Source organism: Actinosynnema mirum DSM 43827 (assembly GCF_000023245.1).
GTDB classification, from domain to species: domain Bacteria; phylum Actinomycetota; class Actinomycetes; order Mycobacteriales; family Pseudonocardiaceae; genus Actinosynnema; species Actinosynnema mirum.
Genome location: NC_013093.1, coordinates 2,458,641 through 2,481,995 on the forward strand (window position 1 = coordinate 2,458,641; position 23,355 = coordinate 2,481,995).

Annotated in this window: 22 protein-coding genes; 14 read left to right on the plus strand and 8 right to left on the minus strand. The window is 74.2% G+C overall.

What is annotated here, in order from left to right; all coding sequences use genetic code 11:
* The first annotated feature begins 44 nt into the window (after nt 1–44).
* Nucleotides 45–1,175 (plus strand): site-2 protease family protein, encoded by a 1,131-nt coding sequence (locus tag AMIR_RS11145; RefSeq protein WP_015801053.1) that lies wholly within the window; start codon nt 45–47, stop codon nt 1,173–1,175.
* A gap of 252 nt (nt 1,176–1,427) precedes the next feature.
* A complete protein-coding gene (locus tag AMIR_RS36920) occupies nt 1,428–1,910 on the plus strand; it encodes an SDR family NAD(P)-dependent oxidoreductase (RefSeq protein WP_245554645.1) in 483 nt (160 codons plus the stop codon).
* On the opposite strand, the gene AMIR_RS11155 is transcribed toward AMIR_RS36920, so the two are convergent.
* Together AMIR_RS11155 and AMIR_RS11160 are read right to left on the minus strand one after the other, a co-directional pair.
* A complete protein-coding gene (locus tag AMIR_RS11155; RefSeq protein WP_041836705.1) occupies nt 1,907–2,575 on the minus strand; it encodes a response regulator in 669 nt (222 codons plus the stop codon). The genes AMIR_RS36920 and AMIR_RS11155 overlap by 4 nt on opposite strands.
* Complete coding sequence (locus AMIR_RS11160; protein WP_015801055.1) at nt 2,572–3,684, minus strand: sensor histidine kinase; 1,113 nt, start codon at nt 3,682–3,684, stop codon at nt 2,572–2,574. Before AMIR_RS11160 ends, AMIR_RS11155 begins: the two co-directional genes overlap by 4 nt.
* Nucleotides 3,685–3,795: 111 nt before the next feature.
* Between AMIR_RS11160 and AMIR_RS11165 the strand changes: the two genes are divergently transcribed.
* A complete protein-coding gene (locus AMIR_RS11165; RefSeq protein WP_015801056.1) occupies nt 3,796–4,338 on the plus strand; it encodes a hypothetical protein in 543 nt (180 codons plus the stop codon).
* 74 nt (nt 4,339–4,412) lie between these two features.
* On the plus strand, nt 4,413–5,240 hold the full coding sequence (locus AMIR_RS11170; RefSeq protein ID WP_015801057.1) for a tRNA (adenine-N1)-methyltransferase: 828 nt from the start codon (nt 4,413–4,415) through the stop codon (nt 5,238–5,240).
* A gap of 68 nt (nt 5,241–5,308) precedes the next feature.
* Here the strand turns inward: AMIR_RS11170 and AMIR_RS40935 are convergent, their stop codons facing one another.
* Both AMIR_RS40935 and AMIR_RS41700 read right to left on the minus strand, forming a co-directional pair.
* Nucleotides 5,309–6,199, minus strand: a complete 891-nt coding sequence (locus AMIR_RS40935) for an Rv0361 family membrane protein (protein WP_015801058.1) — start codon at nt 6,197–6,199, stop codon at nt 5,309–5,311.
* 204 nt (nt 6,200–6,403) lie between these two features.
* Nucleotides 6,404–7,363, minus strand: coding sequence for a nuclear transport factor 2 family protein (locus AMIR_RS41700; RefSeq protein ID WP_015801059.1), 960 nt, complete (start codon nt 7,361–7,363; stop codon nt 6,404–6,406).
* Nucleotides 7,364–8,081: 718 nt separating this feature from the next.
* Between AMIR_RS41700 and arc the strand changes: the two genes are divergently transcribed.
* Nucleotides 8,082–9,881 (plus strand): proteasome ATPase, encoded by a 1,800-nt coding sequence (gene arc / locus AMIR_RS11185; protein WP_015801060.1) that lies wholly within the window; start codon nt 8,082–8,084, stop codon nt 9,879–9,881.
* Nucleotides 9,882–9,918: 37 nt separating this feature from the next.
* On the opposite strand, the gene AMIR_RS11190 is transcribed toward arc, so the two are convergent.
* Together AMIR_RS11190 and AMIR_RS11195 are read right to left on the minus strand one after the other, a co-directional pair.
* Nucleotides 9,919–10,677, minus strand: coding sequence for a response regulator (locus AMIR_RS11190; protein ID WP_049797115.1), 759 nt, complete (start codon nt 10,675–10,677; stop codon nt 9,919–9,921).
* Between the two features lie 146 nt (nt 10,678–10,823).
* Entirely contained in the window at nt 10,824–11,918 is a 1,095-nt protein-coding gene (locus AMIR_RS11195; protein WP_041836706.1) for a sensor histidine kinase, read from the minus strand.
* Nucleotides 11,919–12,028: 110 nt separating this feature from the next.
* On the opposite strand from AMIR_RS11195, the gene AMIR_RS11200 reads away from it, so the two are divergent.
* Genes AMIR_RS11200 through AMIR_RS11210 form a run of 3 tightly spaced genes read left to right on the plus strand, consistent with a single transcriptional unit; the run spans nt 12,029 to nt 14,654 of the window.
* Nucleotides 12,029–12,937 carry an ATP-binding cassette domain-containing protein gene (locus AMIR_RS11200; RefSeq protein ID WP_041837619.1) on the plus strand — a complete coding sequence of 303 codons (909 nt, stop codon included), beginning with the start codon at nt 12,029–12,031 and terminating at the stop codon, nt 12,935–12,937.
* Complete coding sequence (locus tag AMIR_RS11205; RefSeq protein ID WP_015801064.1) at nt 12,934–13,701, plus strand: ABC transporter permease; 768 nt, start codon at nt 12,934–12,936, stop codon at nt 13,699–13,701. The genes AMIR_RS11200 and AMIR_RS11205 overlap by 4 nt, the downstream gene beginning before the upstream one ends.
* A 38-nt stretch (nt 13,702–13,739) precedes the next feature.
* Nucleotides 13,740–14,654, plus strand: a complete 915-nt coding sequence (locus AMIR_RS11210; protein WP_015801065.1) for an aldo/keto reductase — start codon at nt 13,740–13,742, stop codon at nt 14,652–14,654.
* A 61-nt stretch (nt 14,655–14,715) separates the two neighbouring features.
* On the opposite strand, the gene AMIR_RS11215 is transcribed toward AMIR_RS11210, so the two are convergent.
* The gene (locus AMIR_RS11215) at nt 14,716–15,225 is read right to left on the minus strand and encodes an NUDIX hydrolase (RefSeq protein ID WP_015801066.1); all 510 of its coding nucleotides are present in this window, start codon (nt 15,223–15,225) and stop codon (nt 14,716–14,718) included.
* 147 nt (nt 15,226–15,372) lie between these two features.
* Here AMIR_RS11215 and AMIR_RS11220 point away from each other — a divergent pair, with 147 nt between their 5' ends.
* The 5 genes from AMIR_RS11220 (at nt 15,373) to prcA (ending at nt 21,516) form a co-directional block, all read left to right on the plus strand.
* Complete coding sequence (locus AMIR_RS11220; RefSeq protein ID WP_015801067.1) at nt 15,373–17,841, plus strand: FtsX-like permease family protein; 2,469 nt, start codon at nt 15,373–15,375, stop codon at nt 17,839–17,841.
* Between the two features lie 54 nt (nt 17,842–17,895).
* Nucleotides 17,896–19,395, plus strand: coding sequence for a depupylase/deamidase Dop (gene dop, locus AMIR_RS11225; RefSeq protein WP_015801068.1), 1,500 nt, complete (start codon nt 17,896–17,898; stop codon nt 19,393–19,395).
* A 178-nt stretch (nt 19,396–19,573) separates the two neighbouring features.
* Nucleotides 19,574–19,768: a ubiquitin-like protein Pup gene (locus tag AMIR_RS11230; RefSeq protein WP_015801069.1), complete on the plus strand. Its 195-nt coding sequence runs from the start codon at nt 19,574–19,576 to the stop codon at nt 19,766–19,768.
* 63 nt (nt 19,769–19,831) lie between these two features.
* Nucleotides 19,832–20,680: a proteasome subunit beta gene (prcB, locus tag AMIR_RS11235; RefSeq protein ID WP_015801070.1), complete on the plus strand. Its 849-nt coding sequence runs from the start codon at nt 19,832–19,834 to the stop codon at nt 20,678–20,680.
* A 44-nt stretch (nt 20,681–20,724) separates the two neighbouring features.
* Nucleotides 20,725–21,516, plus strand: coding sequence for a proteasome subunit alpha (gene prcA, locus AMIR_RS11240; protein ID WP_015801071.1), 792 nt, complete (start codon nt 20,725–20,727; stop codon nt 21,514–21,516).
* Between the two features lie 57 nt (nt 21,517–21,573).
* On the opposite strand, the gene AMIR_RS11245 is transcribed toward prcA, so the two are convergent.
* On the minus strand, nt 21,574–22,335 hold the full coding sequence (locus AMIR_RS11245; RefSeq protein WP_342626584.1) for an SDR family oxidoreductase: 762 nt from the start codon (nt 22,333–22,335) through the stop codon (nt 21,574–21,576).
* Nucleotides 22,336–22,426: 91 nt separating this feature from the next.
* On the opposite strand from AMIR_RS11245, the gene AMIR_RS11250 reads away from it, so the two are divergent.
* On the plus strand, nt 22,427–23,020 hold the full coding sequence (locus AMIR_RS11250; protein WP_015801073.1) for a TetR/AcrR family transcriptional regulator: 594 nt from the start codon (nt 22,427–22,429) through the stop codon (nt 23,018–23,020).
* The last annotated feature ends 335 nt before the right edge of the window (nt 23,021–23,355 follow it).

Genomic DNA, 23,355 nt, shown 5'->3' on the forward strand with positions numbered 1-23,355 from the left:
CCGGCACACCCCGACGTGACACGACCGCGCCTACGCTCCCCACGATGGCGACTGCGGAGGGCTGGCGGGCGAGGGCGGGCCGGGAGGGCGGTCTGCCGCTGTTCCGCGCCGCGGGCATCCCGGTGCTGCTGGCGCCCTCGTGGTGGTTGGGCTCGGCGGTCATCGTCGTGCTGTACGCGCCGCTCGCGAGCCGGATCAGCCCGGACGCAGGCGGCTTCACCGGCCTGGCGCTCGCCGCCGCGTTCGCGCTGTTCCTTGGCCTGTCCGTGCTGGCCCACGAGCTGGGCCACAGCCTGGTCGCGCTGCGCCTGGGCCTGCCGGTGCGCAGGCTGCGGCTGTTCCTGCTCGGCGGGGTCTCCGAGGTGGCCAGGGCCCCCGGCACCCCGCGCCACGAGGGCCTGGTCGCGGCGGCGGGACCGCTGGTGTCCGTGCTGCTCGCGGGCGTGTTCGCGCTCGGCGCCCACGCCATCCCGACCACCGACGCGGTGTGGCTGCTGGTCGCGCAGACCTCGTTCGCCAACGCCGCCGTCGCCGTGTTCAACCTCCTGCCGGGCCTGCCGCTGGACGGCGGGCGCATCCTGCGCGCGGGCGTCTGGGCCATCACCGGCAAGCGCGCCACCGGCACCAGGGCCGCCGTCATCGGCGGTGGGCTGGTGGCCGCGCTCCTGGTGGTCTGGGCGGTGCTCGGGCTGCTCGACGGCGCGCCGGACCGCTGGCTGCGCTTCGGCGTGTGCCTGCTCACCGCCTGGTTCGTGGTCGCGGGCGCGCGCGGCGAGTCGGCGGCCGAGCGGGCCAGGGCCTGGCCGGAGGGGCTCACCCTGCAGCAGCTCGTGCGCCCGGTGCTCCAGCTGCCCGCCGAGAGCCCGGTGTCCGGCGCGCTGTCGGCCGCCGCCGGGCGCGGGGTGGTGCTGGTGCGCGCCGACGGGGTCGCCGCCGGGCTGCTGGACCGGACCCTGGCCGAGCGCCTGGCCAGCACGTCCCCGCACGCGCCCGCCGAGCAGGCCGCCGTGCCGATCCGGCCGGAGACCGTGCTGCTCGCCGACGAGGCCGGGGACGACGTGGTCGAGCGGGTCCAGGGGACGGCGGCGCGCGAGTACCTGGTGGTCGACCTGGAGGGCAGGCCCGCCGGGGTGCTGCGCCGAGAGGACCTCAAGGCCGCGCTGGAGAGCCGCTAGCCGGTGATCGGTGCGCCGGTGATCGGTGCGCCGGTGATCGGGCTTCCGGTGGTTCCGGCGCGCGCTCGATCCGGGAGATCGGCAGCCTGAGCGCCTCGGCGCCGGTGGCCTGCCACTTCTCGGCGGTGAGGTGCCCGCTGTTCTCCATCGCGACGACGCCCTGCGCGCTCGCCATCAGCAGCGCCCAGCAGCCTGGCGGCGGCGTCGGCCACCGCCCACCGGGTCGCCGAGGACCGCAGGCCGCTGCGCGCGCTGGTCGACAACGCGGGCATCGCCATCAACGCCCCGGTCGAGCTGCTGCCCACGGACGAGTGGCGACGCCAGTTCGAGGTGAACTTCTTCGGGCACGTCGCCGTCACCATGGCCCTGCTGCCCGCGCTGCACGCCAGTTCCGGCCGGGTGGTCAACAGCAGCTCCGTCGGCGGCAAGGTCGCCATGCCGGCGTACGGCGCGCACGCGGGCGCGAAGTTCGCCATGGAGGGCATGAGCGACGCGCTGCGCCGCGAGCTGGCCCCGCACGGCGTCACGGTCGTGGTGGCCCGGCCGGGCGGGGTGCGCACCGAGATGACCGGCCACGGCGTTCACGAAGGCCGGACTGCCCGCCGAGGCGGCGGTCCTGCTCACCCGCCTCCCGCGCCTGCTCGGCGACCGGGCGCTCGACCGGCTCGTGGCCGCGAACCTGCGCCCCCACTTCCCGAAGGCGGGCTAGTCCCGAGGGCAGGCAGGCGCCGCTAGCCGGGAGGCCCCAGGTCCGCGTCCTGCGCCAGCAGCGCGGCCTGCACCCGCGAGCGCAGGTCCAGCTTCATCAGCACCCGCGACACGTGCGTCTTCACCGTCGTCTCGCCGATCCGCAGCCGCGTGCCGATCTGCGCGTTCGACAGCCCTTCCCCCAGGCAGCGCAGCACGTCGACCTCCCGGTCGGTCAGCGCGCCCAGGTCGGGCTTGGCGCGGGCGGCGGGCCCGGCCGCGAACTCCCGCATCACCCGCCTGGTCACCGAGGGCGCCAGCACCCCGTCACCGGCCGCCACCCGCCGCACCGCGTCCACCAGCGCCGGGGCCTCCACCGACTTCAGCAGGAACCCGGCCGCGCCCGCGCGCAGCGCCCCGCGCACGTACTCGTCCAGGTCGAACGTGGTCAGCACCAGCACCTCGCACACCCCGGCCAGCCGCCGGGTCGCCTCGATGCCGTCCACCCCCGGCATCCGCACGTCCATCAGCACCACGTCCGGCCGCAGCTCGCGGGCCATCCGCACGGCCGCCTCCCCGTCACCGGCCTCGCCCACGACCCGCACGCCCGGCGCGCCGCCCAGGATCATCACCAGGCCCGCCCGCACCGCCGCGTGGTCGTCGGCCACCAGCACCTCGACGGCCCCGTCCGCGCTCCCGGCGTCCCCGGTCACAGCGGCAGCTCCGCCCGCACGACCCACAGCCCGTCCTCGACCCCGGCCCGGAACCGCCCGCCCACCGCGTGCGCCCGCTCCGCCATGCCCACCAACCCCGTCCCGCTCCCCGGCGCCCGCCCGGCGCGCCCCTCGTCCCGCACCTCGTTGCCGACCTCCAGCACCACCCGCGCGGCCTGCCGCTCCACCCGCAGCGACACCCGCCCGCCGCGCGCCCCGTGCTTGAGCGCGTTCGTCAGCGACTCCTGCGCGATCCGGTACCCGGCCACGTCCACCGCCGCAGGCACCCCGCTCACGTCGTCCACCCGCAGCCGCACGTCCAGCCCGGACGCCTCCACCAGCCGCCCCACCTCGCCCAGCCGCGCCGACACCGCCTCGTCCACCTCGCCGTCGGCCCGCAGCACGTCGATCATCGTGCGCATCTCCGCCAGCGCCCCCACGCTGCCCTCCCGCACCGCCCGCAGCACCGACCGCACCCGCTCCGGGTCGTCGTCCGGCAGGGTCAGCACCGCCTCGGACTGGATCGCGATCGCCGACAGGTGCCCGGCGACCACGTCGTGCAGGTCGCGGGCCATCCGGGCGCGCTCGGCGGTCACGGCGGCCCTGCGGTCCAGCTCGGCGATGCGCGCCAGCTGCCGCTCGTTCTGCCGGTGCTGGCGGATGTTCGACCCCCACCACACCGGGACCACCGCCATCGAGAACGCCTGCACCGCCACCAGCAGCGCGAGCCCTGGCTCCCCGGTCAGCAGCGAGGCCCCCACGGTCAGGCCGACGCACAGCAGCCCGATCCCGGTCACCAGACCCCGGTACAGCCTCGGCCCGGCCGAGACCGACGTGCTGAACAGCACGTCCACCCCCACCACCAGCACCACGCTGCTGTGCCCGAGCGCCAGGTCCACCGCCACCGCCGGACCGGCCAGCGCCAGCGCCAGACCGGGCCGCGCGGTCCGGAACAGCTGACCCGCGCAGGCCACCACCAGCAGCAGCACCCGCACCCAGGTCGGCGCGGCCTGGTCGGGGCCCCACATCCGGTCGAAGTCGATCCAGAACAGCAGGAGCCCGGCGCCCAGGGCCGTCGCGACCACGGCGAGATCGGTGCGGGACGGCACCGGCCCATCCCACCACACCGGTGCGCCCCGGCACGTCCTACGAACTGATGACCACCGGGTGGCACCGATCGCCGACGCGCACCGGGGAGCGTCCGGGCCACGCTGGTCGCCGTGGAACCCCTGGTCCTGGTCATCGTGGCCTGCGAGGTCGGCTTCTGGGTCGTGCTCGCCGCCGGTCTGCTGCTGCGCTACGCGTTCAGGCTGCGCCGCGCGGGCGCCGTCCTGCTCGCCTGCGCCCCGCTGCTGGACGTGGTGCTGCTCGCCGCCGCCGTGCTCGACCTGGCGCGCGGCGGCCAGGCGACCGGCGCGCACGGCCTCGCCGCCCTCTACCTCGGCGTGAGCGTCGCGTTCGGGCACTCGATGCTGCGCTGGGCCGACCAGCGGTTCGCGCACTGGTTCGCGGGCGGGCCGCCCCCGGTCAAGCCGCCGGAGGAGGGGCCGGAGCGGGTGGCCCACGAGTGGCGGGAGTGGGGCAAGGCGGTGCTCGCGGGCGTCGTCGCCGCCGCCGTCGTCGGGGTCCTCGCGCTCGCCGCGGGCGGCCTGGACCGGGTCGGGTCGCTGCTCGACTCGCTGCGGCTGCTCGCCGCGGTGTGCGGGGTGTGGCTGGTCACCGGGCCGGTCTGGTCCTCCGCCAAGCTGCTGGCCCGCCGGTAGCCGGTCGGGGGGCTTCTGCGACCATCGTGCCCGTCCGCAGGTCGCGGGCAGCTTCGCGCAGGAGGTTCGTCGCGGTGAGCACCGCCAGTGGTCCGTTCCAGCCCGGAGACCGGGTGCAGTTGACCGACCCGAAGGGACGGCACTACACCATCGTGCTCGAACCGGGCAAGGAGTACCACACGCACCGCGGCGCGCTGCCGCACGACAAGCTGATCGGGCAGCCCGAGGGCAGCGTGGTGTCCTCCGTGGGCGGCACCTCGTTCCTGGCGCTGCGCCCGCTGCTCGCCGACTACGTGCTGTCCATGCCCAGGGGCGCGCAGGTCATCTACCCCAAGGACGCCGCGCAGATCGTCATGTACGGCGACGTCTTCCCCGGCGCGCGCGTGCTGGAGGCGGGCGCCGGGTCGGGCGCGCTGACCTGCTCGCTGCTGCGCGCGGTCGGCGAGAAGGGCAGCGTGACCTCCTACGAGGTCCGCCAGGACCACGCCGACCACGCGATCCGCAACGTCGAGCAGTTCTTCGGCGAGCGGCCCGCCAACTGGTCGCTGACCGTGGACGACCTGGCCACCCACACCGGCGAGGTCGACCGGGTGGTCCTGGACATGCTCGCGCCGTGGGACGTGCTGCCGACCGTGGCCGCCAACCTCATCCCCGGCGGCGTGCTCGTGGTGTACGTGGCGACCACGACGCAGCTGTCGAAGGTCACCGAGGCGCTGCGCGAGCAGCAGCACTGGACCGAGCCGCAGGCGTGGGAGACGCTCGTGCGGCCGTGGCACGTGGTGGGCCTGGCGGTGCGCCCCGAGCACCGGATGATCGCGCACACCGCGTTCCTGCTGACCACCCGCAGGCTCGCCGACGGCGTCACCCCGCCGCGCCCGCAGCGCAGGCCGTCGAAGGGCTGAGCGGGCCCTGAACGCGGAACGCCCCGGCGACCTGGTGGTCGCCGGGGCGTTCTCGCCGCTCAGGGGGCTCAGCCGCCGAGGGTGGTGGTCTCCAGCGCCTTGAAGACGTTGCAGACCTTCCAGCCGCCGTCCTCCTTCACCACGTCCATCGTCCGCGTGGTGTCCTTGACGTACTCCTTCATGATGTCCGGCACGTTCTCGAACTTCATGATCACCTCGAAGGTGCCCTTGTCACCGTTCTCGGTCACCTTGCCGAGGGTGTTCGTGGCCTTCATCTGCGAGGCGGGCGAGTCGGGGAGGTCGCCGAGGTCGGGCTTCTCCATGTTCTCGAACTGCTTGTTCAGCTCGGCGATCTTGGCCGCGTCCGCCGCGCAGAGCATGTCCTCGTCCAGCTCGCCGTCGCCGTTGGTCGCCGCGACGTAGCGCTCGGCCACCTCCTGCGCGCTGCTGCCGCCACCGCCGCCGAGCACCATCACCAGCGTCACGACGACGCCGATCACCACGAGCGCGCCGACGCCGCCGAGCACCCAGGGCAGGGGGCTCTTCTTCTTGGGCGGGACGCCGCCGTACTGGTCGAAGCCGGGCTGACCGGGCTGGCCGTAGGGCTGCTGGCCGAACTGGCCGGGCTGCTGGCCGTACTGGCCGGGCTGCTGGCCGTACTGACCCGGCTGGCCGGGCTGCCCGTAACCGGGCTGCTGGCCGGGCTGCCCGTAGCCGGGCTGCTGCCCGAACTGACCGGGCTGGCCCGGCTGCTGGCCGTACTGGCCCGGCTGCTGCCCGAACTGCCCCGACTGGGGCTGCTGGCCGTACTGGTCCGGCTGCCCGTACTGGCCGGGCTGCCCGTAGCCCGGCTGCTGGGGCTGCTGCGGGAAGCCACCGCTGGGCTGCCCGTAGCCGGGCTGCTGGCCGAACGGGCCGGACGGCGGCCCCTGGGGACCGGGAGGCGGCGGGACCGACATGGGGGATCTCCTCGGAGCTGCTGGGGCGGTGCTGGCGCCCGGTAGGGGGATGCGGGGCCGGGGGCGGTGGCCCACGCCTGCGCAGGGTAGCGCTCCGCGCGGTTCAAGATCGCTGGAACGGTGGTGTTCACCCCGCCCCCGACCTCGGCGGCGCCACCCCGCGCGAGGGGCGCCCGGCGGTGGTCGGGGCGGGGGAGCGGTCGATCAGCCGGTGGCGCCGCCGGGGTTGCCGGTGAGCTGCTTGGCCAGACCGCAGATCTTCCAGTCGCCGCTCTCCTTGACCAGCTCCAGCGCCGTGGTGCTCTCGGCGGGCAGGGCCACCCCGGCGGGGACGTTCGAGTACTTGACCCGCATGGTGAGCGAGCCGGTCGTGCCCGACGCGGTCACGTTCTCCACCGAGTAGTCCAGCTTCACCGAGTTCAGCTGCTCGCGGCGCTCGGCGGGGAGGCTGGCCTCCACCGCCTCGGCCTGCTCGGCGAACGCCTTCACGGTCGGCCGGTCGGCGGCGCAGATCATGGCCTGCGACTTCGCCTTGTCCGCGCTCTTGCCCTTCTCCAGCTCGGCGACGTAGGCGTCCACGACCTTCTCGGCCTCGGCCGTCTCCGCGGAGCCGCCCGCCTGGCCGGAGCTGGAGGCGGGGGTGGACTGGTCGGAGCCGCCGCTCGCGGTGTCGGTCTTGTCGTCGCCGGTGAACACGAGCAGGCCCACGACGAGCCCGACGACGGCGAGCACGCCGACCCCGCCGAGCACCCAGGGCAGGGCGCTCTTCTTCCCTGGCGGCAGGCCCCCGCTCGGGTCGAAGCCGAACTGGCCCGGCATCCCCGGCTGCCGTCCGTACTGACCCGGCTGCCCGTGCTGCGCGTACTGACCCGGCTGCCCGTACTGGCCCGCCTGCTCGAACGGACCGGGCTGCCCGAACTGCCCCGGCTGCTGGCCGTGCCCCGGCTGACCGTAGGGCTGCTGCCCGTACCCCTGCTGCCCGTACCCCTGCTGCCCGTACCCCTGCTGCCCGTAGCCCTGCTGCCCGTAGCCCTGCTGCTGGGGCTGGCCGAACTGCTGGGGCTGGGGCTGCTGCGGGAAGCCGCCGCTGGGCTGGCCGTGCCCCGGCTGCTGCCCGTACGGGTCCGGTTGCTGGCCGTGCGGACCGGGGGGCGGGACCGACATCGCGTTCTCCTCGTACCGGGATGGCCGTGCTCAGAGCGCACAGTAGCGCCCTGCCGCGACAGGTTCACCTGGATGAGACTTTCCCCCAACTCGGGGAACTACACCGTCACCGAGAGCGTCGAAAGCTTCTCGGACGGGCGACACCGAGCCCCCTCAACGTCATCCCCACCCCGCCGAGGTCGAAACCACCCGGTTGGCCGCATTCCGGCTGGCAGAGGGAGGTGTCGGCCCTCCGGGGCTGCTGACCGTAACCGGACCGGAGCGCCCCGCCTGGCCCGCCCCCGCGCCCCGCCCTCACCCACCCGCCGCGACCACCGCCTGACCACCCGTAACCGGACCGCCCACCCTGTGGGAAGCCCGCCGGAGCCCGTCGGGGGCCCGCCGACGCCCCGCCGCGAGCCGAACTCGCCTGGCTGCGGCCCCGATCACCCCGCCCGCGACCCCGGCGCCCGACGGGCCCGCCGGGACACCACCGGCGCAATCCCCTGGAATTCCCCGTTCACGCCGGGGACACTGCCCGGACACAGCCGGTGGGGCGTCACCGGCACCCGCGCCGCACCGGGTGAGCGGCGGGCGGTGACACCGAGATGGAGCAGTTCACCCCCCGTACATGTCGAACCCGGTGATCACCCGCCGCTCCGGCAGCCCGCCGAGGTGGCCGCTTTTGTCGGTGATCGCCGGTACCGTTGTCGTACGAACACGGGAGGAGGGCGCCGACATGCCGCACGGTCATCCCGGCAGCCAGCCCGACGAGGGCGGCGAGCTGAGCAATGGCAGCAGCTCCGGCGAGTTGACGGCGCAGATCAGGTTCCTCGAGGACGAGATCGCGCTGCTCCGCCGCAAGTTGACGGAATCCCCACGACACGCCCGCCTGCTGGAGCAGCGGTTGGCCGAGGCCACCGAGCGCGTCAACCAGCTGACCGAGCGCAACACCAAGCTCATCGACACCCTCCGCGAGGCGCGCGGCCAGCTCCTCGCGCTCCGCGAGGAGGTGGACCGGCTGGCGCAGCCGCCCAGCGGGTACGGCGTCTTCCTCGCCCGGTTCGAGGACGGCACGGTCGACGTGTTCACGTCCGGCCGCCGGATGCGCGTGTCGGTCTCGCCGTCGGTCGAGACCTCCTCCCTGGTCATGGGTCAGTCGGTGCGCCTGAACGAGGCGCTGACCGTGGTCGAGGGCGGCGACTTCGAGCGCACCGGCGAGGTGTGCGCGCTGCGCGAGGTGCTCGACGACGGCGGGCCCGAGGGCTCCGTCGCGCGGGCCCTGGTCGTCGGCCACGCGGACGAGGAGCGGGTGGTCTGGCTCGCCCAGCCGCTGCTCGACTCCCCGCTCAAGGCCGGGGACTCGCTCCTGGTCGACTCCAAGGCGGGCTTCGCCTACGAGCGGGTGCCCAAGGCCGAGGTGGAGGACCTGGTGCTGGAGGAGGTGCCGGACGTCCGCTACGAGGACATCGGCGGCCTCTCCCGGCAGATCGAGCAGATCCGCGACGCCGTGGAGCTGCCGTTCCTGCACGCCGACCTGTTCCGCGAGTACAAGCTGCGCCCGCCCAAGGGCGTCCTGCTCTACGGCCCTCCCGGCTGCGGCAAGACGCTCATCGCGAAGGCGGTCGCGAACTCGCTGGCCAAGCAGGTCTCGAAGGCGCGCGGCGAGGACCACAAGGACGCCAAGAGCTTCTTCCTCAACATCAAGGGCCCCGAGCTGCTCAACAAGTTCGTCGGCGAGACCGAGCGGCACATCCGGCTGATCTTCCAGCGGGCGCGGGAGAAGGCCTCCGAGGGCACCCCCGTGATCGTGTTCTTCGACGAGATGGACTCGATCTTCCGCACCCGCGGCAGCGGCGTGTCCTCCGACGTGGAGACCACGATCGTGCCGCAGCTGCTCTCGGAGATCGACGGCGTCGAGGGCCTGGAGAACGTCATCGTCATCGGCGCCTCCAACCGCGAGGACATGATCGACCCGGCGATCCTGCGGCCGGGCCGCCTCGACGTGAAGATCAAGATCGAGCGCCCGGACGCCGAGGGCGCGAAGGACATCTTCGCCAAGTACCTGACCGACGACCTGCCGCTGCACGCCGACGACCTCACCGAGTTCGGCGGCGACCCGGCGGCCTGCATCCAGGGCATGGTGCAGCACACCGTCGAGCGCATGTACGAGGAGACCGACGAGAACCGGTTCCTGGAGGTCACCTACGCCAACGGTGACAAGGAGGTCCTGTACTTCCGGGACTTCAACTCCGGCGCGATGATCCAGAACATCGTGGACCGGGCGAAGAAGTCGGCGATCAAGTCGCTGCTGGACACCAAGCAGCCCGGCCTGTCGGTCCGGCACCTGATGGACGCCATCGTCGACGAGTTCGCCGAGAACGAGGACCTGCCCAACACGACCAACCCGGACGACTGGGCGCGCATCTCCGGCAAGAAGGGGGAGCGGATCGTGTACATCCGCACCCTGGTGACCGGCAAGAACCAGGAGACCGGTCGGGCCATCGACACGGCGACCAACACGGGCCAGTACCTCTAGGCCCACGCGGGAGCGGCACGACCCGCGGGTCGTGCCGTCACCGGTCCCCGGAACCCCTCCCCGGCAGCGCGCCGGGGAGGGGTTCCGCGCGTCGACCGGCCGTGACCAGGCCGGACTCGTAGGCGGCGATCACCAGCTGGGCGCGGTCGCGGGCGCCGAGCTTGTGCAGCAGCCGCCCGACGTGCGTCTTCAGCGTGCCGCGCGAGACGTGCAGCGCCTCGGTGATCTCGGTGTTCGACAGGCCCTCGGCAACCAGCCGCAGCACCTCGCGCTCGCGGGCGGTCACCGCGTCCAGCGCGGGCAGCGGCCGGGCGGCGGGGCGCGCGGCGAACTCGGTGATCAGCCGCCGGGTCACCGAGGGCGACAGCAGCGCCTCGCCCGAGGCCACCACCCGGATCGCGGCCAGCAGGTCGGCGGGCGGGGTGTCCTTGAGCAGGAACCCGCTCGCGCCCGCCCGCAGCGCGGCGTACACGTACTCGTCCAGGTCGAACGTGGTCAGGATCAGCACCCTGACGCCCGCCTGCGCCGCGCAGATCCGCGCGGTGGCCTCGATGCCGTCCACGTTCGGCATCCGCACGTCCATCAGCACCACGTCGGGCCGCACGCGGGCGGCCACCGCGACGGCCCGCTCGCCGTCCTCGGCGGTGCCCAGCACCCGCAGGTCGGGGGCCGAGCCCACCAGCACCTCGAAGCTGCCGCGCAGCAGCGCCTGGTCGTCGGCGATCACCACGCCGATCGGGGCCGGGGGCGCGGCGGGCGGGCCCGCCGGGTCCAGGGTCGCGGGGGCCGCGCTCATCGGGCCTGGACTCATCGCGTCCGTCCCCGCCTCGCCCGTTCCCACCTCGCCCGTTCCCACCTCGCCCGTTCCCACCTCGCCCGTTCCCACCTCGCCCGTTCCCACCTCGCCCGTTCCCACCTCGCCCGTTCCCACCTCGTTCCGGCTCATCCGAGCGGCACCTCCGCCCGCACCCGGAACCCGCCCTCGGGCCGGTTCCCGGTCTCCAGCGCGCCCCCGTAGACGGCGACCCGCTCGCGCATCCCGACCAGCCCGTGCCCCTGCGGCAGCGGGTCCGGCGCGCCCGGACCGTCGTCGACCACCTCCACCACCGCCACCCCGTCCACCAGCGCGATCGTCACCCGGCAGCTCGCGGGGGCGGCGTGCTTGACCACGTTCGTGATCGACTCCTGCACCAGCCGGTACACCGTCCGGCCGACCGCGTCCGGCAGCTCGGGCGCGCCCGCGGCCAGCTCCACGTCGACCCCGGCGTCCCGCGCCGCCCCCACCAGCGCGGGCAGGTCGGCCAGGCCCGGCATCGGGGCGCGCTCGGCCGCGTGGTCCTCGTCCCGCAGCACCCCCAGCAGCCTGCGCATCTCCACGAGCGTGTCGCGGCTGGTCCGCTCGGCCACCACCAGCGCGTCGCGGGCCACCTCGGGCAGGTCGGCGCACACGTGGTTCGCGGTGCCCGTCTTGACCGCGATCAGGCTCAGGCTGTGCGCGACCACGTCGTGCAGCTCGCGCGCGATCCGCCGCCGCTCGGCCTCCACGGTCCGCTCGGCCCGCTCCCGCTCGGCACGGGCCCGGTGCGCCCGGTTCACCCGGTTGGCCCGCCCCAGCGCCCACGACGCCACCAGGATCACCGAGACCGCGCCCACCAGCCCGACGTCGTCCGGCCACGGCTGCCCGACCACCAGCGCGACGGCGGTGACCGGCAGCGCGCCGACCAGCACCGGCAGCGACCTGCGGCGCGGCACGAGCAGCCCCAGGGCGTAGGCGGCGTACGCGCTCGGCAGGTACATCTCCAGGGTGATCTGCAGGACCGTCGCCACGTTCTGCGCCAGCACCACCACCACGAACACCGCCAGCGGCCACTGCCTGCGCACCGCCAGCGGCACGCCGATCAGCAGCGCCAGCTGCAGCTCCGCCCACTGCGGGGCGGTGCTCTTGGAGGCGAAGTAGAGGTAGACCACCACGGCGGCCAGCGCCGCGAGGCCGTCGGCCGCGTGCAGCAGGGACACGGAGGAGAGCCGGAGTCGCACCCCGCGACGCTAGCGGTCCCGCGCCGACCGCCGGATCGGACCTGGGGCCGATCCGAGGTGCGGCCCGTGGTCCGATCCGCCGGGGGTGCTCGGGGCGGTTCGCTGTGCCGGTGATCGAAGTGCGTGAGCTGACCAAGCGCTACGGCGCGACGAGAGCGGTCGACGGCCTGAGCTTCACCGTGCCGCCCGGCCTGGTGACCGGGTTCCTCGGCCCGAACGGCGCGGGCAAGTCCACCACCATGCGCGTGGTGCTGGGCCTGGACCGCCCCACGTCCGGGGAGGCGCTCGTCGGCGGCCACCGGTACGCCGACCTGCCCCGGCCGCTGCACCGGGTGGGCGCGCTGCTCGACGCCGGTGACGCCCACCCCGGCCGCGCGGCCCGCGACCACCTGCGCGTGCTGGCCAGGAGCAACGGCATCGGCGACCGCAGGGTGGACGAGCTGCTGGAGCGGGTGGGGCTCGGTTCGGTGGCGGGCAGGCGGGTGGGCGCGCTGTCGCTGGGGATGCGGCAGCGGCTCGGCGTCGCGGCGGCGCTGCTCGGGGACCCGGAGGTGCTGCTGTTCGACGAGCCGGTGAACGGGCTCGACCCGGAGGGCATCCGCTGGATCCGGGGGCTGATGCGGGGCTTGGCGGCGGAGGGGAGGGCGGTGCTGGTGTCGAGCCACCTGATGGGCGAGATGGCGCTGACCGCCGACCGGGTGGTCGTGGTCGGGCGGGGCAGGCTGGTGCTGGAGGGACCGGTGTCGGAGCTGGTGGACCGGGCGCGGCGCGAGGTGCTGGTGCGCGCCCCGGAGCCCGGTGGGCTGGTGGCGGCGCTGGAGCGGGCCGGGGGAGAGGTCGTGCCGGAGGGGGAGCGGTGGGTGGTGCGCGGGCTGGACGCGCCCGCCGTCGCCGGGATCGCGCACGCCGAGGGGGTGCTGCTGCACGAGCTGACGCCGCGCGGCGCGTCCCTGGAGGAGGCGTACCTGGAGCTGACCGAGTCCGTGGTGCGGCACCGCGCCGAGGGGGTGGCGGCGTGACCGCGCTGCTGTCGTCCGAGTGGCTCAAGCTCCGCACCGTCCGCTCCACGGCCGTGCTGCTGGCCGTGCTCGCGCTCGCCCTGCTCGGCGGCGCCGCGATCGCCTACCTGATGACCGCCGACTGGGACCAAGCGGCGCCCGAGGTGCGGCTGCGGTTCGAGGCCGCCGACCCGGCGCTGCCGGTGGTGCCGATCGGCCAGTTCTGCCTGGGCGTGCTGGGCGCGCTGGCCATCACCGCCGAGCACGGCGGCGGCATGATCCGCCCGGCGCTGGTGGCCGTGCCGCGCAGGGGCGCGTTCCTGGCGGCGAAGACCCTGGTGGTGGCGGCGACCGCGACCGCCCTGGCGCTGCTGCTGTCGCTGGCCGCGACCGGGCTGGGCGAGTGGATCACCGGCGACCGCCCCGCGCCGATCGCGGCGTTCCCGGAGCTGTCCGACGCGTGGCCGACGGTGCTGGCGAACGCGCTGGTCATGGCGGTATCGGCGCTGGTGGGCCTCGGCCTGGGGTTCGCGGTCCGCTCCAGCGCGGGCGCGCTGACCACCCTGTCGGTGCTCCAGTTCGTGATCCCGACCGCGTCCCTGCTGCTGCCGAGGCCGTGGAACGAGTACGTCTACGGCACCAGCCTGGCCGCGCTCGCCCCGCAGCTCGCGGGCGCCCAACCCGACCCGCTGCTGTCCCCGTGGGGCGCAGGGCTGGCGGTGGCGCTGCACGCGGTCCTCGCGCTGGGCGCGGGCGCTGTGGTGCTGCTGCGCCGCGACGCCTGACGACCGGCGGCCCGGCGCGCGCGGCTACGGTGGCGGTCGTGTCCGAATTCGCCCTTGGTCTCGCCGCGCTGGGCAGGCCCGCCTACATCAACCTCGGCCGCGACGGCGCGCTCCCCGCCACCAGGGACGTCGACTCCCTGCGCGCCGCCTGCCACGCCGTCCTCGACGCCGCGCACGCAGCCGGGGTGCGCCGGGTCGACGCCGCCCGCTCCTACGGCCTGTCCGAGAGCTTCCTGTCCGAGTGGCTCGCCGATCGTGGGCACGACGACGTGGTCGTCTCCAGCAAGTGGGGGTACGCGTACGTCGCCGACTGGCGCGCCGACGCCGACGTGCACGAGGTCAAGGAGCACTCGCTGCAACGCTTCACCCGGCAGTGGGAGGAGACCGCGGCCCTGATCGAGCCCTCCCGCTACCTGGTGCACTCGCTCACGGCGGACAGCCCGCTGTTCGACGACCCGGCCCTGCTCGACGCCCTCGGCGCGCTGCGCACCCGTGACGTCAAGGTCGGCTTCTCCACCACCGGCCCGCGCCAGGCCGACACCATCCGCCGCGCGCTCGCCCTGGAGGTCGACGGGCAGCCGCTGTTCACCGTCGTGCAGTCCACCTGGAACGCCCTGGAGCGCGCGGCGGGCCAGGCGCTGGCCGAGGCGTCGGCGGCGGGCTTCGAGGTGTACGTCAAGGAGGGCGTCGCCAACGGCCGCCTCGCCGTCCAGCCGCCCGCCGCGCTCCAGGACCTGGCGCGCGAGCTCGGCGCGACCCCGGACGCGGCGGCGCTCGCCCTGGTCGCGGCCCAGCCGTGGGCCGACGTGGTCCTGTCCGGGGCGGCGAGCACCGACCAGCTGCGCGCCAACCTGCGCGCCGCAGAGCTGGACGTCCCCGCCGACGCCCTCGACGAGCTCGTCGAACCGGCCGAGCAGTACTGGTCCACGCGCGGCTCGCTCGCCTGGACCTGAGCGGGCGGCCCGGCCGCCGTCAGCACCGCCGGCCCCGGTGTCGACAGCGCGAAGACCGCCCCTAACCCCACAGCCCGCCTCCGGACGAGAACAACCGCCGCACGAGCGCCCGCCCGTCCGGCGCCACCGCCCACTCCGGGTCCTCCACCAGCTCGCGGACCCGAGCGAGCGGCACCCACCCGCCCCAGGCCACCTCCTCGGGCTGGTGGGTGAACGGCCCGTCGGACCGCGCCAGGTAGACGTGCGCGACGTACCGGATGCTCCCGTCCTCGAACGGCGCCCGGTAGGAGAACTCCACCGGCGCCACCACCCCCAGCTCCTCCCGCAGCTCCCGACGGGCGCACTCCTCCGGCGACTCCCCGTCCGCGACCACCCCGCCGCACGTCGGGTCGCACAGGCCGGGGTACACGTCCTTGGTGTCGGTCCGCCGGTGCACGTACACCCGCTCGCCGTCCCCCGACAGCACCACGATCGCCGCGCACGAGTGCCACAGCCCCTCGGCGCGCACTCGCTCCCGCGAGGCCCGCCCCACCACTGCCCCATCCGGATCAACCAGCGCCACCAGCTCCACCCGCCGATCCTCCCCGAGGACTACCCGCCACGGCACCCCGGTCGTACACCCGCCCGCGACCCCGGACCGATGCCCGCGCGCCCCCGCCCCCACGAGACTTCCGGCAGGCCGGGACCGACCGGCCGCCGCGTCCCGAGGAGGACCGAAGTGCCCACGTCCCTGCGGCTCGCCATCGCCGAGCTGCGCGCGCACCCCGGCAGGGCGGTGCTGCCCGCCGTCGCCCTGCTCGTCGGCGTCGCCTGCCTGCTGGCGACCCTGCTCCTCAGCGACGCCATGGCGCGCTCCGCCGCCGAGGGCGCCCGCGCCCTGCCGACCGGCACCGACCTCGTCGTCCTGCCCGAGCCCTTCAGCGGCGGCAGGCTCGACCAGGCCATGGCCGACCGGATCGCCGCCGTCCCCGGTGTGCGCGAGGTCGTGCCCGAGCGGCGCGTCGAGCTGGACCTGCTCCTCGACGCGGGCCGCGCCACCGAGGAGCGCACCGTCGCCGACGTCGACCCCGACGGCTCCGTCGCCATCGCCCAGGGCCGCCCGCCCGCCGCCGACGGCGAGATCGCGGTCGACCGGGTCACCGCCCACCGCCACGACCTCGTCGCGGGCGGCCTGGTCTCCCTCGCCGACGCGAACGGCCGCCCGATCCAGGTCGTCATCAGCGGCATCACCGAGCGCGGCGCCACCAGCGGTTCCCCCACCGCCTCGATCGGCCCCGACCTCGCCGCGAAGGTCGACCCCGAGCCGGTCACCACCGCGCTCGCCGTCCGGGGCGGCGCGCTCGACGCCGTCGACCAGGCCGCAGGACCCACCGCCGTCACCCGCACCGCCGCCACCGTCACCGCCGAGCGCGGCGACGCCACCGAGCTGTGGGTGATGCTCCTGCCGTTCAGCCTGCTCGCGCTCGCCACCGCCGTGTTCGTCGCCTCGGCGACCTTCCGCGCCGTCTACCTCCAGCGCCAGCGCACCACCGCCCTGCTCCGCTGCCTCGGCGCGTTCCGGGGCCCGCTGCTCACCGCCAACCTGGTGGAGGCCCTGATCAGCGGCGTCCTGGCCGGTCTCGTCGGCGCCCTGCTCTCCGGCCCGCTCGCCCGCGCGCTCGGCGCGGTGATGGACGGCGCCGGCCTGTCCGAGATGTTCGGCGCGGTCGACCTCGACCCCGCCGCCCTGCCCTCGCCCACCTACCTGGTGATCGGCGTCGTCACCGCCGCCGTCCTCAGCGCCGTGGCCGCGCTGCGCCCGTCGCTGTCCGCCGCCCGCGTCGCCCCGCTGGCCGCCCTGCGCACGGCGGACGGCACGATCGCCGTGCCGAGGCTGCGCAGGCGCCTGCTCGGCGGCGCGCTGCTCGTGGCCGCCGTCGCGCTCGGCGCGGGCGCGCTCGTGCTCCAGCAGTCCGCCGCGGCCGTCTTCCTGGTCTTCTTCTCGTCGATGTGCGCCGCGACCGCCCTGTTCGGCGTGTTCGGCCCGGTGGTCGTGCCCGCCCTCAGCCGCGTCTTCGGCGCGGTCGCCACCCGCCTCGGCGGACCGGCCGAGGCCAAGGCCCAGTGGAAGCTCGCCACCGCCGAGGTCCGCCGCGTCCCGCAGCGCGCCGCCTCGGTCGCCCTGCCGCTGCTGCTCGCCTCGGCCATGGTCAGCTTCTTCGCCGTCACCGCCGGCACCACGCAGGCCGCCTTCGACGGGTTCGCCGAGGTCCGCCCGGACGCCCAGGTCGCCGACACCGGCCGCAGGCCCCTGCCGGCCGAGGTCGTCACCGCCGCAGAGGACCGCCCCGAGGTGAGCGCCAGCGTCCCGGTCGTCGTCACCGAGGGCGCCTGGGGCACGACCGCCGACGCGGCCAGGGCCACCGTCGTGCTCGCCGACCCCACCCGGATGCGCGACTGGCTCGCCGCCGAGGGCGTCACCGCCGGGCTCGCCCCCGGCGACGTCCTGCTCGCCTCCCACACCGCCCGGAACCTCGGCGTCCAGCGCGGCGACACCGTCACCCTGAACGACCTGCCCGGAGGCCCCCGCACCGCCCGCTTCACCGACGTCGTCGACGGCGGCCTGCTCAACTACGCCGACGCCGTCTTCGGCACCCCGGACCCCGAAGGGGTGACGCGGGTCCTCGTCTCGCTCCGGGACGACGCCGACCCGGCCGCCTACCGGACCGCCGTCACCGCCGCCCTGCCCGGCCACCCCACCGTCGAGACCACCACCGCCAGCGGCTGGGACGCCGACGCCCAGGAGGCCCTGGACCAGGGCCTGACCCTCCTCATGCTGCTGATGGGCCTGTCCGTCGCGGTCGCCGTCACCGGCATCGGCACCGCCCTCACCATCTCCGTGCAGGAGCGCCGCAAGGAGCTCGCGCTGCGCCGCGCACTGGGCGTGACCAGGGGCGGGCTGCTCGGCGGCGTCCTCGCCGAGGCCGTCCTGCTCGCCCTCACCGGGCTGCTCGGCGGCGGCCTGTTCGGCACCTTCTACGCCGAACTGCTGCTCGCCGGCCTCGGCGTCCTGGTCTGGCCGTCGGCGGCCGTCGCCCCCCTGCTGATCGGCGGCTCCGCCGTGCTCGCGCTCGCCGTCCTGTCCGCGTTCGCCCCCGCCCGTTCGGCGGCCCGAATCCGCCCGGCGGCGGGCCTGTCCTCGGGGTGAGAAACCGGCTCGTCCACCGGCACGCGGGGCGCGTCACGCCGTAGGCTGCGCAGTATGCGGCGGATCATGGGAACGGAAGTCGAGTACGGCATCGCTGTGCCGGGTGACGCCACCGCGAACCCGGTGCTCACCTCCACCCAGGTGGTGCTGGCGTACGCGGCAGCCGCGGACGTGCCCCGCGCCCGGCGCGCCCGCTGGGACTACGAGGTCGAGTCCCCGCTGCGCGACGCGCGGGGCTTCGACCTCGGCCACCCCGGCGGGCACCCCGGTCCCGGCGACGGCGACGTGGAGGACCTGGGCGCGGCCAACGTCATCCTGACCAACGGGGCCAGGCTGTACGTCGACCACGCCCACCCCGAGTACTCGGCGCCCGAGGTCACCAACGCCCGCGACGCGGTCATCTGGGACAAGGCGGGGGAGCGGATCATGGAGGAGGCGGCCATGCGCGCCGCCACCGTCCCCGGCCAGCCCCGCCTGCAGCTGTACAAGAACAACGTGGACGGCAAGGGCGCCAGCTACGGCACCCACGAGAACTACCTGATGCAGCGCAGCACCCCGTTCACCTCGGTGATCGCCGGCCTCACCCCGTTCTTCGCGTCCCGCCAGGTGATCACCGGCTCCGGGCGGGTCGGGGTGGGCGCGTCGGGCGAGGAGGCCGGGTTCCAGCTCTCCCAGCGCGCCGACTACATCGAGGTCGAGGTCGGCCTGGAGACCACGCTCAAGCGCGGCATCATCAACACCCGCGACGAGCCGCACGCCGACGCCGACAAGTACCGCAGGCTGCACGTCATCATCGGCGACGCGAACCTGGCCGAGCACTCCACGTACCTCAAGGTCGGCACCGCCTCGCTCGTGCTCGACATGATCGAGGCCGGTCGCCGCTTCGACGACCTGCGGCTGCTCGACCCGGTGCGCGCCGTGCACCGCATCAGCCACGACCCCACCCTCAAGGCCAGCGTGGAGCTGGCGGGCGGGCGCAAGTTCACCGGGCTCGACCTCCAGTTCGCCTACTACGAGCGGGCCTGCGAGTTCGTCGAGAAGGAGGGCTACGGCGACCGGGACGTGCTGCGCACCTGGGGCGAGGTCCTGGACGCCCTGGCCCGTGACCCGCAGGAGTGCGCCGACCGGCTCGACTGGGTCGCCAAGCTGCGCCTGCTGGAGGGCTACCGCGCCCGCGACGGCCTGGCCTGGGGCTCGCCCCGGCTGCACCTGGTCGACCTCCAGTACTCGGACGTGCGGCTGGACAAGGGCCTGTACAACCGGCTCGTCGCGCGCGGCTCGATGAAGCGCCTGGTCAGCGAGGAGGAGGTGCGCGAGGCCGTGTTCACCCCTCCGGAGGACACCAGGGCGTACTTCCGGGGCCGCTGCCTGGAGCGCTACCCGAGCGCCGTCGCCGCCGCCTCCTGGGACTCGGTGATCTTCGACCTGGGCCGCGAGTCCCTGGTCCGCATCCCCACCCTCGAACCCCTGCGCGGCACGAAGGCGCACGTCGGAGCCCTGCTGGAGGCCGCCGACACCGCCGAGGAACTGGTGGACGCGCTCACCAGGGGCTGATCACCAGACCTAAAGCGAGGCGTTGGCCAAAAGCACAAGGACCAAAGCGGTGGGGCCGCAGCGCGGGATCACGGTGCAGCCAGATGGTGGTCTCGCGCTGCTTCGCAACGCGGACGTGAAACGTCAGTCCCGGTCGGTAGTGTTGACCGGGCAGGACCCGAGGACCGGGGAGGTCGGCATGGCCCAGGAACAGGTTCAGCGGCAGGGCGGCGGCGACGGCGACGACGGCGGTGACGCCGCGGCGGCGGCCGGTCAGGAGCGCCGCGAGAAGCTCGGCGAGGACGTCGACGCCATCCTCGACGAGATCGACGACGTCCTGGAGGAGAACGCGGAGGACTTCGTCCGCGCGTACGTGCAGAAGGGCGGCGAGTGACGGCCGCCGGTCACCTCTGCCGGTAGTCAGCACGAGCCTGCGGGACAGGAGAAGAAACAGCACATGGACAACAGCTCGACCGGGCGCTACCCGGCCGCGTCGCTGCCCCCGGCCTACCTCAGGCCGGGGTCTTCGTCGTTCACCGACTTCCTCCGCGCGCAGGCGCCCGAGCTCCTGCCCACCGCGCGGTCCTTCCCCGAGGGGAGCGTCGTGCAGGCGGCCCACGGCACCACGATCGTCGCGCTGACCTTCAAGGGCGGCGTGGTCATCGCGGGCGACCGGCGCGCCACCATGGGCAACGTCATCGCCCAGCGCGACATGAAGAAGGTCTTCGTCACCGACGACTACTCGGCGGTGGGCATCGCGGGCACCGCGGGCATCGCGATCGAGATCGTCCGGCTGTTCGCGGTCGAGCTGCGGCACTACGAGAAGATCGAGGGCGTCTCGCTGTCCCTGGACGGCAAGGCCAACCGCCTCTCCGGCATGGTCAAGGGCAACCTGGACGCCGCGCTGGCCGGTCTCGCCGTCGTGCCGCTGTTCGTCGGCTACGACACCGACGCCGCCGACCCCGACCGCGCGGGCCGGATCGTCTCGTACGACGTGACCGGCGCCAGGTTCGAGGAGACCCTCGGCTACCAGTCGGTCGGCTCGGGCTCGCTGTTCGCCAAGTCGGCCCTGAAGAAGCTCTACGACCCCGACGCGGACGCCGAGGGCGCCGTGCGAGCGGCCGTCGAGGCCCTCTACGACGCGGCCGACGACGACTCGGCCACCGGCGGCCCCGACCTGGTCCGCCGCATCTTCCCGGTGGTCGTCACGGTCACCGCCGAAGGCGCGGTCCACCTGCCCGAGGAGCGCACCTCGGCCATCGCCGAGACCGTCGTCGAGGGCCGCCGAGCCCGCCCGGCGGGCTGAGCCGTGACCCCCGTGTTGTCCGCCCGAGTCCAGGAGCCGCACCAGTGACGATGCCGTTGTACGCCTCACCCGAGCAGATCCTGCGGGACCGCTCGGAGTACGCGAGGAAGGGCATTTCCAGGGGCCGCAGCGTCGTCGTGCTCAGGTACGCCGACGGCGTGCTGTTCGTGGCCGAGAACCCGTCGAGCACCCTGCACAAGGTCTCCGAGATCTACGACCGCATCGGCTTCGCGGCCGTCGGCAGGTACAGCGAGTTCGAGAACCTGCGCCAGGCGGGCATCCGCTTCGCCGACGTGCGCGGCTACCAGAACGACCCGCGCGACGTGACGGGCCGCTCCCTGGCGAACGTCTACGCCCAGACCCTCGGCTCGATCTTCACCGAGCAGATCAAGCCCCTGGAGGTGGAGATCTGCGTCGCGGAGGTCGGCCACACCCCGGAGCACGACACCCTCTACCGGCTGACCTACGACGGCTCGATCGTGGAGGAGCCGCAGCACTCCGTGATGGGCGGCCAAGCCGAGACGACGGCGACCGCCCTGAAGGAGTCCTACGAGGAGGGTCTGCCCCTGGCGGCGGCGCTCCGCGTGGCCGTGAAGGCCCTCAGCGCGGGCTCGGCGTCCACCGGCAACGGCAAGCCGGAGCTCCTGGAGGCCGCGAACCTGGAAGCCGCGGTCCTGGAACGCGACCGCCCGAGGCGCGCGTTCCGCAGGCTCAAGGGCACCGCCCTGGCCGCACTGCTCCAGGACACCCCGCCGGACGACGCGGACGCCGACGCCGACGCCGGGAAGAAGCCCGCCAACGACGGCAACCTCCCCCCGAACGACGACAAGTCCTGATCCCGCACCACCCCCGAGGCCGCCCCCGCGCCACCACGCGAGGGGCGGCTTCGCGTTTCACCCCTGAGCGGTGGGCCGAACCACGATCTCCCCGACGTCCACCCCATCCGGCTGCCCGATGGCGTAGGCGATCGCCTCAGCCACCGCGCTCGGCGGCATCGCCACGTCCTCACCCAACGCCCGCAACCCCTCACGGGCCGCAGGACTGGTGACGTGCTCGGCGAACGAGGTGGCCGTGAACCCTGGCGACACCACGGTGACCCGCAACCGCTCCCCGGCCTCCTGCCGCAACCCCTCGGAAAACGTCCGAACCGCGGCCTTGGTAGCCGAGTACACGGCCTGAGCAGGCACAACCCGATGCGCCGCAGTGGACGCGACGTGCACGAAGTGCCCCCGCCCCTGCTCCCGGAACACCGGCAACGCCGCAGCCACCCCGTGCAACACCCCCTTCAGGTTCGTGTCGACCATGGCGTCCCAGTCGTCCACCCGAAGCTCGTCCACGGCAGAAACCGGCATCACCCCCGCATTGGCGACCAGCACATCCACCCCGCCAAACCGCTCCACCGCAGCACCGACCATCTCCCGCACGTCCTCCCGCCGCCGCACATCCACCCCAAGCGCAACCGCCTCCCCACCCCCAGCCCGAACCCCTTCAGCAACCTCCTCGGCCCGCTCACCCCGCCGAGCCCCAAGCACCACCCGAGCCCCAAGCCCTCCGAGCACCTGAGCCGTAGCGGCCCCGATCCCACTCCCGGCCCCCGTGATGACAACGACCTTGCCCGCAACCCGCTCACCGCTGACCGACAATGGACCCTCCAAGCACAGAAGAGCACGACATGTAAGAGACCTCTTACACCCCCCAATGTAAGAGCTCTCTCACACCGTTGTCCAGCGCGTTGAGGAGCACCCCGTGGCCAAGCGCCCGACCTACCACCACGGCGACCTGCGATCGGCCCTGGTAGACGCCGGCCTGGCCCTGGTGGCGGAAGGCGGGGTGGCATCCCTCTCGGTGGCCGAGGCCGCCCGCCGAACCGGAGTGAGCCCAGCCGCCCCGTACCGCCACTTCCCGGCCAGAGACGACCTGCTCACCGCCGTGGCAACCAAACTGGCAAACCTCCTGGCAGAGGAACTGCGCCAAGCCACCACCCCCCTGCCCACCCCGGAGGCCCGCCTGGCCGCAGCCGCAGGCGCCTGCGCCCTCGTGACAGCCCGCTACCGCGTAGGAATCGACCTGATCTTCGCCGAGGACCTGAGGTCACGCGCGGACCAAGACCTGGCAGAGGCAGGCAGGGCAGTAATCGACCTGCTCCTCCCCGACGCCCTCACCACCACCGGCACCCCGGAGGCAGCCCTCTCCCTCCTGGAAAAACTCGTGGCCACCGCACACGGCCACGGAGTCCTACTCCTAACCGGCTTCGCCCGCCGCTTCGTCCCGGACGAGGCGGCACTGGTCGCATCGGCAACCGAGTCGGCGGCGATCCTGATCAGGGCAGCCCACACCTGACCGCCTAACGCCCCCGCGCCCCCATGCCCCCCACAGACTGACCGCCTAATGGACCGCGCGCATTCGAAGACTGACCGCTTCGCGGGCTGCGGGGCGAGCGAAGCGAGCCCACGCAGCCCCACTCCCACGTCCCTCTTCTCCGTTTGGCCTGGCGAAGCCCGAGCACGCTTGTCAAGATGCCGCCGCACTGCCCGGAAGACCGCACAGTCATACGGCGTCTTGACGAGCGTGCTTGCCTGAAAGGAGGCCAAACGGAGAAGAGGGACCCCACCCACCGCAGTGGTAAACGAGACCACCACCCCAACGGCCACCGGCCGACAGAGCCCGTCCCCTCT

Coding starts and splice junctions, on each gene's coding strand:
- AMIR_RS11145 (WP_015801053.1), top strand. CDS start 45: ATGGCGACTGCGGAGGGCTGGCGGGCGAGGGCGGGCCGGGAGGGCGGT.
- prcB (WP_015801070.1), top strand. CDS start 19,832: ATGGACAACAGCTCGACCGGGCGCTACCCGGCCGCGTCGCTGCCCCCG.
- AMIR_RS11230 (WP_015801069.1), top strand. CDS start 19,574: ATGGCCCAGGAACAGGTTCAGCGGCAGGGCGGCGGCGACGGCGACGAC.
- arc (WP_015801060.1), top strand. CDS start 8,082: ATGCCGCACGGTCATCCCGGCAGCCAGCCCGACGAGGGCGGCGAGCTG.
- AMIR_RS40935 (WP_015801058.1), bottom strand. CDS start 6,199: ATGTCGGTCCCGCCGCCTCCCGGTCCCCAGGGGCCGCCGTCCGGCCCG.
- AMIR_RS41700 (WP_015801059.1), bottom strand. CDS start 7,363: ATGTCGGTCCCGCCCCCCGGTCCGCACGGCCAGCAACCGGACCCGTAC.
- AMIR_RS11190 (WP_049797115.1), bottom strand. CDS start 10,677: ATGAGCGCGGCCCCCGCGACCCTGGACCCGGCGGGCCCGCCCGCCGCG.
- dop (WP_015801068.1), top strand. CDS start 17,896: ATGCGGCGGATCATGGGAACGGAAGTCGAGTACGGCATCGCTGTGCCG.